Source organism: Lysinibacillus sp. CD3-6, assembly GCF_006351725.2.
GTDB lineage: Bacteria > Bacillota > Bacilli > Bacillales_A > Planococcaceae > Lysinibacillus.
In genome coordinates this window covers 2,117,722-2,130,284 of the sequence record NZ_CP085880.1, presented here as the reverse complement: position 1 = coordinate 2,130,284, position 12,563 = coordinate 2,117,722, and the positions used below count along the sequence as shown (strand labels likewise).

Sequence of the window (12,563 nt, the reverse complement as noted above, 5' to 3'; positions counted from 1 at the left end):
TTACACTATGTCACCATTTAAAAGTAGACGTCTTCCAATCGAAAAAATATCCATTAAAAGTTATTTAATGGTAGAATCATAAGTAAATTCAGAAAATAAGTGAGGAAAATGTCTATGTCAGAGGGAATAAAAATCCGTAATTCCATTGGTCATGATTTACGTAAAAGCATGCAAGCAGACTGTCAAAACTGTTTTGGCTTATGCTGTACCGCACTCAATATTGTAGCCTCTAGCGATTTTGCTATTCAAAAACAAGCTGGTTTACCATGTCCAAATCTGCAATCTAACTTTACCTGTCAAATTCATAGTGAGCTTAGAAACAAAGGTTTTAAAGGATGCACTGTATATGATTGTTTAGGAGCAGGGCAATGGGTTTCACAATCGACATTTCATGGTCAAGATTGGCGACGTACCCCTGAAATCGCGGATAACATGTTTCGTGTATTCCCTATTATGGAACAAGTCTATGAAATGATTGCCTATATAACAGAGGCAATGTCTTATGAAATCTCTCAGCTTCTAACCGATAAACTAAATGAGCAGTTACAGACGCTGCAACATTTATCCAAATTAGATGTAGAAGCATTATTATCTATCAATATCTCTCTTATTCGAATACCTATAAATGACTTACTGTTAGAGACAAGTGAACATATTCGTAATAAGCTTGTAATTACCACGTTAGGTAAAAAACATGGACGCAAGACTAGTCACCGTGGGGTTAATTGGATAGGTAAAAATTTAGAGGGGAAAGATTTAAGAGCAACGGATTTTCGTGGTGCCTATTTAATAGCTGCAAACATGCAAAATGCAGATTTAAGAGGAGTCGATTTTATCGGTGCAGATTTACGAGATGCCAATATAAGTGGTGCAAATCTTTCTACTGCGATGTTTTTAACGCAAATGCAAATCAATTCTACCGTAGGTAATTGCGAAACAAAACTACCTTATTATTTAAGGATACCGACACATTGGCACAATAAAAAATAAAGGACAGACTAGAAGAATCTACTTCAATCTGTCCCTTTTCGTTACTTCGCTTGCTTCTTTTTATAAAAAATCGTCGCTATTACTAGCACAAGCAAAATGGCTTGCCCTATGATTGTTTCAATGGTTGGGTAGAAGCCAATAAAGCTAATAACTGGCAGACCGTCAACGATTGTCGTTGATACACTATCTCTAAGTTGCAATGTATGCAAGCTAACACCGATAATTTTAAATGCCAACACATAAATTAGCACTGTCGCCACGGCAAAAAGCTTATGAATGGCAATTTTACCACTTGCTTTAAATAAGATAATTGCTATGATGGCTAAAATGACAAGTGCCAAAATAATACCGAGTATAAATTGCGAAGTCGGCATTTTCGGTGCAATTCCAGCGTAGAAAACAAGCGTTTCTGCCCCTTCACGGAACACCGATAAAAAGCTGACAGATGCCATCGCAAATACAGATCCACTTGAAATGGCGTTGCCCATTTGTTTAGATATATAACGGTTCCAGCTTGCGACACTTGATTTACTATGAAGCCAAATACCGACACCTATCATCATCGCAGCAGCAACAAGACCTACATAACCTTCCATCACTTCTCGGTTCGCATCGACCGTTGCTGAATTGAAAATCGTAGACATTAGAACGGCTGCTACTGCTGAAATTAATATCCCAGCTAATGCTCCTACATAAATCCATTTACGTAACGATTTTTGCCCAGATTTATTTAAAAATGACACTAATGCCAAAATAATTAGTAATGCCTCTAAGCCCTCACGCAGTAAAATTAATGCAGAATCCCAAATGGTATAATCTGAATTCCCTTGAATTAATTCAATTTCAGTACGGAATTGATCAAGCTTACTTTTAATGCCTTTGACATCAACCTTGGACTTTAATAGGTCGCTTACTAGAATCGGCATATCGCTTTCAATCTTTGTATAAAGACTGCCATTGCGAGTTGAAATTTCTATTTCCACACTTGGCCAAATTGTAATAAATTCACGTATTTTATCGGATGCAGCTTTGTAGTTTCCTTCATCAATTAGATCATTGGCTTCATCAATATATGCAATTAAAGAAGCTAAAGAATAGTCACCCTCTACAACTTCTGCTGTATCCTTACCTGCTACAAAATTTTCGATTGTTTTTTTTAATTCTGTATATTGTGATTGCATCAAAGCCACATCAGGCTCTTCTGAAGAAATTGTTATACGTAAAAAGGCCATTTGCGTTTCAATTTGACCGTACATCGCAATACTTTGTTCACGAACTGGTCTTTCATTTTTATTCCATTTAATATTAAACTCTTTGTACGCAGCGTCAATCGTGGGAATATCACCAGTTGCCAGTGCTTGTTCAAACGTAGCCATAATTGGTTTCATTTTTGTCCCAAAGTCAGCACGTTGCTCTGATTCATCAACTGGATTTTCAAGCTTTTCTAGCGCACGTAAAGCATTTGAAAGTGCAGACAATGCCGTTAAACGCTCTTCTTTCGAAGAAGCTTTTACAGCTTGCTCTAGTACTTTATCGACCTCTCTTTTCGCTTCAGTCTGTTCCGATGCAACGGAAGACCAATCTGTTGCGAATTGTTCAAGTGCCCGCTGTGCTTCTGCATCCTTGTCTTGCTTTGTATTCATTAGCGCGTCACTAATTGAAATGTATAAGTGACTATAAGATTCAGCTGCCTGTACAGGGACCGTAAGTACCATTAATAAACATACGATCATACTACAGCGCATTAAAAAGTGCTTCACCTAAGTAACTCCCCTTTTGTACTCCAGGGAAGCAAGCAAACACTGCACTGCCTCGATGGGTAATGTATTCATTCATTTTATCCATTCGACCTAAACTATTTTGAATCGTTGTAAATTGCGCTGGATCTTTTTGGAAAGAGATAAACACTAGTCCTGCATCATGTGTACCTGTATTCGACATCACACCAGATGCGTATGAATAAGAACGGCGTAATATGCGAGCACCTGATTTACGTGCTAGATGGACATGTGATGTATCAGGCATAATATACTCGCCCTTGCTATCTTTTTCTTCTATATCGAAATCATCAAATTCCTTTGTTTTACCTAATGGGGCACCACTATCGCGATTGCGCCCAAACGTTGCTTCCTGATCCTTTAAAGATGTACGATCCCATGTTTCAAGATGCATTTGTACTTTCCGAGCAACTAAATAAGAGCCACCCTTTAACCAGCCTTTATCGACCCACACGACTTTATTTAAGTCTTGTTCATCCGAAATTGAAGGATTAACTGTACCATCCTTGAATGCGAATAAATTGCGAGGTGTACCTCCCGTTGCTGGGAATGAGTTAAACCCTGCTTGTGACCATTTAATTTCCACTTTACCTGAAGCAGCACGCACTAAATTACGGACAGCATGGAATGCCACTTGTGGATCGTCTGCACATGCTTGAATACAAAGGTCTCCTCCTGTATATTCCTTTTGTAGCTGATCTTTTGGGAAATGTGGTAAATCAGCTAATTCTGCTGGTTTTAAATGAGCCATACCAAGCTTATCAAATAAAGATGGACCAACACCTATCGTAATTGATAAATTTGAAGCATCCAAGCCCTCTGCCTCTCCTGTATCACCTGTAGGCACTCTTGTATTGGTTGTTAAATCTACCATTAATTCGCCATTCATTAAACGAACAACAAGAGGTGTCCATTTTTTGAACAACTCTTGTAGCTCTTCTTTTGACGTTACAAGAACAGATAAAGAAGCAAAATAAATATTTTTTTGAACGGGGGTCGTTATGCCAGCCTGATGCTTACCATAAAAGTTAACTTTATTCTTTGCAGTAGTACTATCTGCGACAGGCTCGAAAACATCATAGCCCATCGCTTTCATTACCCCACCAAAGCCAGAAGCACCAATAGCAATACCAGCCACACCCATGCCTGTTAGCTTTAACATATCGCGGCGAGATATCTTTTTATTGACCCATTTATCATCTTTTGACGATGTCATTCTATATCACTCCAAAATAATGCCCATTTGACTTAGTGGTTCACCTAACTGGTTCACCGCAGCTGCAAGTGCTTTTGTATTTTCTTCTGTTAATTCTTCGTAAGAAATATAGCCACCATCAGTTGTGGCATGTTGAGCTAATAAATCGTCTACCGCTTTGAATTTTTCATCTAACGTAGTGACTAAATCTTTGTCTTTAGCTTCTAATTTAGAACGAAGAATTTCAAAGATTTTTTCTGCACCTTCAATATTCGCTTTAAAATCATATAGGTCCGTATGTGAATAAATTTCTTCTTCTCCAGTAATTTTTGAAGTAGATACTTCGTTCAACAAATCAACAGCACCTGTAATCATTAAATCTGGCGTTACTTCTACTGTTTGAACGAGTGCATGTAATTCTTTCGCGTCAGCAAGTAGCTGGTCTGCCACCGCTTCATAGCCTTCTGTTTTATTTTCTACCCAAAGCGCATACTCAAGCTTATGGTAACCTGTCCATTCTTCTTTGCCTTTGCCCTCTTCTTCGATATCTGCTAAACGACCATCGATACGAGGGTCAAGATCACCGAAGCTTTCTGCGATTGGTTCAGATCGCTCAAAGTACATACGTGCTGGAGCATACGCTGCTTTCGCGCCTTCAATATCCCCTGCTTTGAATAGATTCACAAACTTTTCAGTATCTAGCAAAAATTGATCCATTTGCTCTAATGCAAATTGTTGATAGGCTGATAGTTCAGTAGATAAATCTACCGCTACAGCTTGTTCTGCTTGTTCTGTTGCTGGTTTCTCTTCTTTTTTTACTTCCTCTGAATTACCACAGCCCGCCATTAAAATGCCGCCTGCTACTAATACTGATAATAATGATTTATGTTTCATGCTAAATACCTACTTCCCGAATTAGTCTCTAACGTGAATGATAATCATTATCATATGTGATTGCAAGAAGTATTTTTAACTTAAGAAAAAAACGTCATTTTGCAGTTGAATTTTATTTCCAACTAGCAAAATAACGCCTTTTCTACAATATAATGATTCTAATCTACTAAATATTGACTTGTTTTATCTTTTCATCTTTTCCATATAAGAAATAATAAAGCACAATTGAAATAATAATAACTGCTACCATCGCTAAGAAAATGGCACTATACCCCATCGTCGGTACAAAAAATCCTAAGAAATAAGGCCCTATACCTAATCCTAAATCATATAAAATGAAATACGTCGAAGTTGCAAGTCCTAAACGTTCATTTGGTGTAACCTTAATAGCTATTGCTTGTGCGACTGAGTTGAAATTACCATAACCAATTCCAATAAAAGCTGCAGCTATTAAAAATACACCAGTGCTTGTTGCTGAGCTAAATGCATACATACCGATTGCAAATAACACAAGACAAGGATAAATAATAATATTGGCTCCTCTTGAGTCAAGTAATTTTCCAGTAAATGGTCGAGTAGCTAAAATTACGATGGCATAAACGATAAAGAAATAACTACCTGCTGTTACTAAATTGAGCTCTTTTGCGTAGAACGTCATAAACGACATAACACCTGAATACGCAAAGCCGATAACAAGCGCTACAAAAGCAATCGGTACTGCACGCATTTCGATAAAGTTAGATAGCTTAAAGCCTGCTTTCTCCCCAGCTGCTTTCATATTTTTTGGTGCACCTGGCACTTTCACAATAAAATACATCATAAAGCAAATAATTGCTAATACTGAATCTACCGCAAAAATCATTCGATAATCTTCAAATAACTGTGTTAATAATATGCCGATAAATGGACCAATTGCCGTTGCTAAAATAGCACTTAAGCTGTAATAGCCTATCCCTTCACCACGTCGTTCTGGTGGTAAAATTTGTGCAATAATTGTACCTGTTGCTGTACTTGCTATACCTAGCGCTATCCCCTGTACTAAACGATTCAGCATAAGGAATGGTAAATTTAAGGCGATAAAATAAGACATCGTAGATAACATAAATAATAATAATCCAACAAATAATGTTTTTTTACTGCCCCAATCCCCGATAATTCGACCTGTGCCAAGACGTCCAAAAAGCGTCCCGATAATAAAAATACTCGACACAAGCCCTGCTGTACTTGTTGATGCGTCAAATTTCTCCACCGCATAGCCAGCTATTGTTACCATCAATAAATAAAAAATTAACGTAATCGTAAAATTAATAAGTGAAACGATTAAAAAGTCTTTTGTCCATAGTTTCTGTCTAGTTGCTTCCACTTGTTTCCTCTCCTACTGATGAATGTTTTTACTTATGCTTGCTAAAACTCGAGAAGCAATTTCAATATCTTGTTTCGATACACCAGCTAATGCGTTTTCTAAAAATGGTTTTATATGCTCTTGGATTTCGTCCACGATTTTTTGACCATTTGGCGTTAATTGTACAACTTTTGCTCGCTTATCTTTTCCAGCTACCGTCTCCACATAACCTAGGTCTACTAGCTTTTGTACAAGCCTTGTTACACTTGGCTTTTCAATAGACATAAAGTTCGCAATTTCAACTAGTGAATGCGGACCTTTATCGACTAAGAAACGTAAAACGGCCCACTGAGAGCTATATAATTGATATTGTTCCAACTGCTTGTTGAGTTGATTCGTAAACGGACGGTACATTAAACGAAATTCATTAAAAAATTGCTGTTCAATCGTCAAGATCATCACTCCTTAATTAGTTAGCCTAGCTAACTATATAACAAATCATAGCATTTGTCTAGGTTTAATTATGCTACATATCTATGTTTGACAAGTCTTTCTGAACAAAAAAACTGAACAGCGCAAGCCATTCAGTCGTTTTTTCTTAATAAATATAAAAAATAAGGTGCACCGATACATGCGACAACGATGCCTGCAGGCACAGTGGCAGTTGAAATAGCCACACGTCCTATTGTATCTGCTAGCATTAATAAACAAGCACCTATAAATAATGTTATGGGTAAAAAGAATTGATAGCGGGGGCCAACAAGCTGCTTGGCAATATGTGGTGCCATTAAGCCGATAAACGCAATGCCCCCTGTTACCGATACGGCAGCTGCTGCAAGGGCAACTGCCACCATTAATAATTGTAGTCGCTCTTTAGCAATATTTACACCCAACCCAATTGCTGTTTGCTCTGTCATTGCTAGTACATTTAAAACATTTGCTTTATAAAAAATGAATGGTATACATATGACTAGCCATGGTAGTAATGCCCATACAAATGGCCAATCCGTTCCCCATACACTTCCAGCAAGCCATTGTGCGATAAACTGTACATCTGAGCGCTCAGCCGAGGAAATTAACAACATCATTACACCTGATAATGCAGATGCCACACCTACCCCGATTAAAATTAGCTTTACAGGTTGAACACCTTGACTACGCTTATATGAAAAAAAGTAAATACTAAGGGCCGTTAAGATCGCACTGAAAAATCCTACTACTGGCAATATGTACGCAAAATTTGGTAAATCACCATGGACAAATAAATAAAAAATAGTGATTCCCACCCCTGCACCAGCATTGATACCAATAATACCAGGGTCTGCTAAATCATTACGTGTGACCCCCTGTAAAACAGCTCCTGCTAATGCTAAAGCCATGCCTGCTAGTGCGAGTATAAATATCCTTGGCAGGCGAACTGAAAACAACACAAAGGATTCTTTAAAAGTACCATCACCAAACAATATAGGAAGAATACGATTAATAGACACCGAAGCTGCGCCAAGTGAAATGCCCATTACAAAAATAAATAATGTTAGCACTAGCCAAATAAGTAGCCAAATTCGTTGTTTTTTTTGTGCAGCTTTAAGCAAACTGACGACCTCCCTTACGTACAAGTAGTAAGAAGAATGGAAGGCCAATAATTGAAATAACGGCTACTACAGGCGTTTCATACGGTGCATTCACCATGCGGGCTACAAAATCTGCAGCAACCATTAACCAACCACCTACAAGAGCACACATCGGTAAAACAAAACGATAATCTGTACCAACTAAAGCACGGACAATATGTGGCACCATTAAGCCAATAAACGCTAGATTCCCTACAAGCGCTACAGCGGCCCCCGCAAGAATAACCACTACGAACATCATAATCCCTTTAATCACTGCTGTTTTCTGACCTAAGCCGACAGCTACCTCTTCATTTAAACTTAAAATCGTTAGCTGTCTGCTAAATATAAACGCAATCCCTAAACCTATTACAATTACAGGTACAATGATTAAAGCTTGCCACGTAGTGCCGATTAAACCACCACTTGTCCACATCGATACATCTTTTGCAATTTTAAATAATATCCCCGTTCCATCAGCAACTGCTTGTAAAAGAGCCGAAACTGCAGCACCAGCTAAAACTAGCTTTAGTGGAGAAAAGCCACCCTTTGTAGATGCACCAATACTATATACAATAATCATCCCTATACCCGCACCAATAAAGCATGCGAAAATTAGTACATAATACGAGGAATTTGGAATAACCGCCATCGTTAAGGCTAAAGCAGCATTTGCTCCTGCTGTAAGACCAAGAAGCCCTGGATCTGCTAAAGCATTTCTTGTGACGCCCTGCATAATAGCTCCAGCAACTGCGAGTGCACTACCAACAAAAATAGCAGCAATAATACGCGGAAATCGAATCTCACGTAAAATAGCGTAATGCTTGCCCCCATCTTGTCCAACAATCGCTTGATAAACATCTTGAATACTCGTATTCGCAGCGCCAATACATAGCGAGATGGTTACTGTCACTGCTAAAACGAGCAGTGATAGTAACAGCTGAAGCCAAAACGGAAAATGTCGAAACTTTGTCATTTGCCTTCGCTACTCTCTATTGAAATTATTGTAAAAACTTCTCTTTAAAGAATTCTAGTTGATATTCTAAAGTAATAGGATCATTAAAGTAAAATGCGTTACCATTCACTTCAAATAAATGACCGTTTTTTACTGCTTCTAAATCTTTATACCATCCAGCATTTTCAATAGAAGTATTATCGCCATTAAACGTACTAAAGATTACATAGTCGCCAGCGTATTCATTTAAAACTTCAGTAGAAATAGCAAAATAACCTGGTTTTAAAGCATCTTCTTTCACTTTTTCAGCCATATTCAAGCCCATTTCTTGATATAAAATTTCTGTGCCACGTCCCCAATTATCGCCATACACATACATTTGTTTATTAAACATTTCCGCAACCGTAACTGTTGCATCTTCACCGATTTTCGCTTTGATTTTTGTACCTAAATCAGCAGCGCGTTCTTTAAAATCTGCTACCCATTTTGTTGCTTCTTCTTCTTTGTTTACGACTTTACCAATTTCAATAAATTGCTGTAAATAATCGACTTTACCATAAGTGAATAGTACAGTAGGTGCAATTTCTGCTAGTTTATCGGCATTTTCAATCCCATTTAAACCAATGATTAAATCTGGATCAAGCTCAATAATTTTTTCAATATCCGTATTTTCAACGACTACTGCATCTTTAATTGCATCTTTAAAGTTCGGATTATCTGCCGCCCACGAATCAATCCCTACAACATTTACACCAAGTTGCAATAAATGCCCAACAAATGATGATAATACGACTACACGTTTAGGATTCGCTGGTACTTCAATAGGACCTGTTTCGGATTGATAAGTAATTGTTTCCGCTGATGATGACTCATTTGCGCCTTCATCTTCTTTCTTTGCATTGTCTTCTTTGTTGCCGCACGCTGCAAGTACAAGCACGACAATCATAAACATTGGTAAAAGCCACTTTTTCATTTATATATCCCCTTTAAGTTGTTTGTAATAAGTTATATGTAATGCACATCGGTTTGTCTGTTCGTGGATCTTTTCCAATAACTGCATCGATATGAAATACTTTTTGTAATACTTCAGGTACAATAACTTCTTCCGCAGTACCGAATTTCACGAGCTCTCCTTGTGAAAGCGCTACAATATAATCAGAAAAACGCGCTGCTTGATTTAAATCATGGAGCACCATGACAATTGTGCGACCTTCCTCTTCATTTAGCTTGCTTAACAATTCTAAAACTTCTAATTGATGTGCCATATCTAAATAAGTTGTTGGCTCGTCTAAAAAAATAATATCCGTTTCTTGTGCTAATGCCATTGCAATCCATACACGCTGGCGTTGTCCACCAGACAAAGCATCTACTGCCTGCTGACGAAAAGCATCTGTTTTTGTAACCTTTAGGGACCAATCAATGACATCTTTATCTTTTTGCGATAAATTGCCAAACCCCTTTTGATATGGAAATCGACCGTAGGACACAAGCTCCTCTACCGTTAAACCGTGAGCACTTTCAGGACTTTGTGGCAAAATAGCTAGCTCTTTCGCCAAATCTTTCGTATGCATTTTGGAAATATTTTGACCATCTAATATGACGCTACCACTGTCATGCTTTAAAATTCTCGTAATTGCTTTTAAAAGTGTAGATTTACCACAGCCATTAGATCCAATAATTGTCGTTATTTTTCCATCTGGAATTTGTAATGATAAGTCATGCACTATGGTTTTGTTCTCATAGCCAACACGGATCGATTCAATTTGTAAACGCAAAACATACCCTCTCTTTCTTTTTACTAATACACATGATATGATAACATCAAAAGCGACATTGATAATCATTATCACTAAAGATAGTCTAGTTTTCCAATAAGTATTTGTCAAATACTTTTTAATATTTTTCAAGGATGTGACGATGCAAGTGCAAGATTTATACGATGTAACGATTATAGGTGGTGGGCCTGCGGGCTTATATAGTGCTTTTTACAGTGGGTTAAGAGGCCTAAAAACTAAATTAATAGAGAGCCAAGAACAGTTAGGTGGAAAGGTGTTACTTTATCCAGAAAAGTTAATTTGGGATATTGGTGGTCACCCTCCTATTTTAGGTGGGCAGTTTGTCAAACAATTAATTGCACAAGCCAAAACATTCGATCCAACTATCATAACGGATACAAAGGTTGACTTTATTGAACGTCTTGGTGAAAAGTTTGTTTTACATACAGCACAAGGGGAAAAACATTATTCAAAAACAATTCTATTAGCAGTCGGTGGGGGCATTATTAACCCTCAAAAACTGACACTAGAAGGTGCTGAAAAATACGAAATGTCTAATTTGCACTATACCGTCCAGTCATATAAACGTTTTGTCGATAAAGACATCATTATTTCTGGCGGCGGTAATGCTGCCATTGACTGGGCCGTGGAGCTTAGCCCTATCGCTAAAAACGTAACTGTTGTATATCGTAAGGACACGCTCTCCGCACATGAAGCGACAATACAAGAAGCGCTAGATGCTGGCGTTCAAATTGAATGTAACACGACAATTACAAAGCTAACTGCAAATACAGATAAGACAGCCATTGAATTTGTCACTTGCGAAAATTCTCAAACAAAGCAGAGCTACACACGTCAAGTGGATGAAGTCATTGTAAGTCATGGCTATAACCGTGAAGCATCTCTTACATTTGACGAGGCAATCTCACTTCCTAAAAAGGACGACTATTATTTTGAAGGAAAAGCAACAGGTGAAACAGCCCAACCAGGTATTTTCGCAGCAGGAGATATTTTATCATTCGAAGGGAAAATTCATCTTCTACTAGGCACATTCCAAGACGCTGCTAATGCTGTCAATTCTATTAAAACGTATTTAGAACCGACCGCTAATCGTCATGCAGTCGTATCTTCACATAATGAAATCTTTAAAGAAAAAAATCGCTCTATTATCGAAAACAGCTTGGTTAGATAATTCGGACCAAAAAGGTAAAGTGTTAGATTGACTGCCATCAATCTAACACTTTTTTGCTGCACACATTGATGAGCGATTTCTGTAGGTTTACTGGCGATTATCAGACTTCTATCGGCGATTTCTAGTGTTTTACCAGCGATGAAGAGTCTTCTGAAAACATGGTGAAATTTAAAGTATATCCTAGCCTTTTACTTTCTGAGCAAAGTTACGCTATTCTAATCATTCATTCCCTTACCATCAAGAATTTGTTGCGTATATTTTTCAATCCTAGACAGACGTGTTTTGGCTTGCTTCGCCTGTGAAAAATAATAAATATACGCTCTTTGTCGTCCAGGCGTTAATGCTTCAAAAGCTATTTTTAAAGCAGGTAGTTCATTGAATTTCGTTTGCAGTTCTTCTGGAATTTCAAAATCTTCCTTCTTTTTAAATGCCACAGCTAAGCCTGCCTTTTCAACTTCTATTGCTTGTTCAATATAGGCTTTTAAGTCGCTTTCCATTTCAATGATTTCATGCACATTTGTAAAGCGAATTTGGCGTGCCGCTTGTACATTTTCCGTTTGTTGAATAAGAATCCCTTTTGGATCCTTTAACAACGCACCTTTATGGAATAACAATGCACAATATTCTTTAAAACCATGTATTAAGAAAACGTTCTTGTTGTCCAATGTATAACAAGGGTGCATCCATTTAAATTCTTCTGTCAATCCACTATCAAGTGCAATAGTTCTTAATACTTCATATTCTGCTTTCCATGTCTTCGCTTTACTTAAAAATTCATCCACTTTCGGATTTGGTTTAATTGTTGTCATCAACGAACACCCCTCTATATTTT

The 12,563-nt window shown here is 37.7% G+C and carries 12 protein-coding genes; 2 read left to right on the top strand and 10 right to left on the bottom strand.

Annotated features, from left to right (window positions below; translation table 11 throughout):
• Window positions 1–114 precede the first annotated feature (114 nt).
• On the top strand, window positions 115–990 hold the full coding sequence (locus FH508_RS10255) for a pentapeptide repeat-containing protein (RefSeq protein ID WP_172771232.1): 876 nt from the start codon (window positions 115–117) through the stop codon (window positions 988–990).
• A gap of 41 nt (window positions 991–1,031) precedes the next feature.
• Here the strand turns inward: FH508_RS10255 and FH508_RS10250 are convergent, their stop codons facing one another.
• The 9 genes from FH508_RS10250 to FH508_RS10210 all read right to left on the bottom strand — a co-directional run bounded on the left by FH508_RS10250 (window position 1,032) and on the right by FH508_RS10210 (window position 10,539).
• The gene (locus FH508_RS10250; protein WP_172771231.1) at window positions 1,032–2,750 is read right to left on the bottom strand and encodes an FTR1 family iron permease; all 1,719 of its coding nucleotides are present in this window, start codon (window positions 2,748–2,750) and stop codon (window positions 1,032–1,034) included.
• Complete coding sequence (efeB, locus tag FH508_RS10245) at window positions 2,725–3,984, bottom strand: iron uptake transporter deferrochelatase/peroxidase subunit (RefSeq protein WP_172771230.1); 1,260 nt, start codon at window positions 3,982–3,984, stop codon at window positions 2,725–2,727. The genes FH508_RS10250 and efeB overlap by 26 nt, the downstream gene beginning before the upstream one ends.
• A 6-nt stretch (window positions 3,985–3,990) precedes the next feature.
• Window positions 3,991–4,857, bottom strand: coding sequence for an iron uptake system protein EfeO (gene efeO, locus FH508_RS10240; protein ID WP_172771229.1), 867 nt, complete (start codon window positions 4,855–4,857; stop codon window positions 3,991–3,993).
• 166 nt (window positions 4,858–5,023) lie between these two features.
• Window positions 5,024–6,220, bottom strand: a complete 1,197-nt coding sequence (locus FH508_RS10235) for an MFS transporter (protein ID WP_172771228.1) — start codon at window positions 6,218–6,220, stop codon at window positions 5,024–5,026.
• A 12-nt stretch (window positions 6,221–6,232) separates the two neighbouring features.
• The gene (locus FH508_RS10230) at window positions 6,233–6,658 is read right to left on the bottom strand and encodes a MarR family winged helix-turn-helix transcriptional regulator (protein ID WP_228134476.1); all 426 of its coding nucleotides are present in this window, start codon (window positions 6,656–6,658) and stop codon (window positions 6,233–6,235) included.
• A 125-nt stretch (window positions 6,659–6,783) separates the two neighbouring features.
• Window positions 6,784–7,791 (bottom strand): FecCD family ABC transporter permease, encoded by a 1,008-nt coding sequence (locus tag FH508_RS10225; protein WP_172771226.1) that lies wholly within the window; start codon window positions 7,789–7,791, stop codon window positions 6,784–6,786.
• Window positions 7,784–8,785 (bottom strand): FecCD family ABC transporter permease, encoded by a 1,002-nt coding sequence (locus FH508_RS10220; RefSeq protein WP_172771225.1) that lies wholly within the window; start codon window positions 8,783–8,785, stop codon window positions 7,784–7,786. Before FH508_RS10220 ends, FH508_RS10225 begins: the two co-directional genes overlap by 8 nt.
• 25 nt (window positions 8,786–8,810) lie before the next feature.
• Entirely contained in the window at window positions 8,811–9,737 is a 927-nt protein-coding gene (locus FH508_RS10215) for an iron-hydroxamate ABC transporter substrate-binding protein (protein WP_172771224.1), read from the bottom strand.
• Between the two features lie 13 nt (window positions 9,738–9,750).
• Window positions 9,751–10,539, bottom strand: a complete 789-nt coding sequence (locus FH508_RS10210) for an ABC transporter ATP-binding protein (protein ID WP_172771223.1) — start codon at window positions 10,537–10,539, stop codon at window positions 9,751–9,753.
• Window positions 10,540–10,687: 148 nt separating this feature from the next.
• Between FH508_RS10210 and FH508_RS10205 the strand changes: the two genes are divergently transcribed.
• Window positions 10,688–11,731, top strand: coding sequence for an NAD(P)/FAD-dependent oxidoreductase (locus FH508_RS10205; protein ID WP_172771924.1), 1,044 nt, complete (start codon window positions 10,688–10,690; stop codon window positions 11,729–11,731).
• 215 nt (window positions 11,732–11,946) lie between these two features.
• Here the strand turns inward: FH508_RS10205 and FH508_RS10200 are convergent, their stop codons facing one another.
• Window positions 11,947–12,540, bottom strand: coding sequence for a YdeI/OmpD-associated family protein (locus FH508_RS10200; protein ID WP_172771222.1), 594 nt, complete (start codon window positions 12,538–12,540; stop codon window positions 11,947–11,949).
• Window positions 12,541–12,563: the final 23 nt, after the last annotated feature.